The organism is Salinimicrobium oceani (assembly GCF_012037645.1).
This window is the reverse complement of sequence record NZ_JAAVJR010000518.1, coordinates 1-479: the sequence shown is the minus strand read 5'-3', so window position 1 is coordinate 479 and position 479 is coordinate 1. Positions and strand designations below refer to the sequence as shown.

Here is a 479-nt window from a genome sequence, read left to right as displayed (position 1 = left end):
AAATTGACCCAAAATTGGGAATTCCCAAAGCAATCCCTCCAAGTACATTTTTGAAGCTCAGCTTCAGTTTTCCCATAAAAGCCTGAATGATCAAAATACTCACTCCTACACAGCCTGCAATGGCGAAGATAGTCGAAGAGAACAGTGCGACATCGGCCTCCACCACATAAGAGGTCTCCAGAAATTTTATGGTAGTGTCTATAACTCCGCTTCCGAAGAAGACCAGTAAGGGAAAGATAAGATTACGTTTTTGGATCTTTATTCCTTCCTTCTTTTTTATTGAAGTAAGATAAACAGCCGCCAGAGCCAGAATAATCCCCAATATCTTAATAATTCCGGTGCTTTCGTTGTAAAGAATGATCCCAAAGAAGACCGGAATAGCCACCGACATTTTTGTGGCTACAGAGACTACAGATAAACCGCTGCGTTGGGTGGTAAGTGCCGCCAGATAAAAGACCGCTATGAACATAAATCCCAGG

1 pseudogene is annotated in these 479 nt (G+C 42.4%); it reads right to left on the bottom strand.

What is annotated here, in order from left to right:
* Positions 1-479: pseudogene (locus HC175_RS18020) on the bottom strand (EamA/RhaT family transporter); the annotation flags it as partial.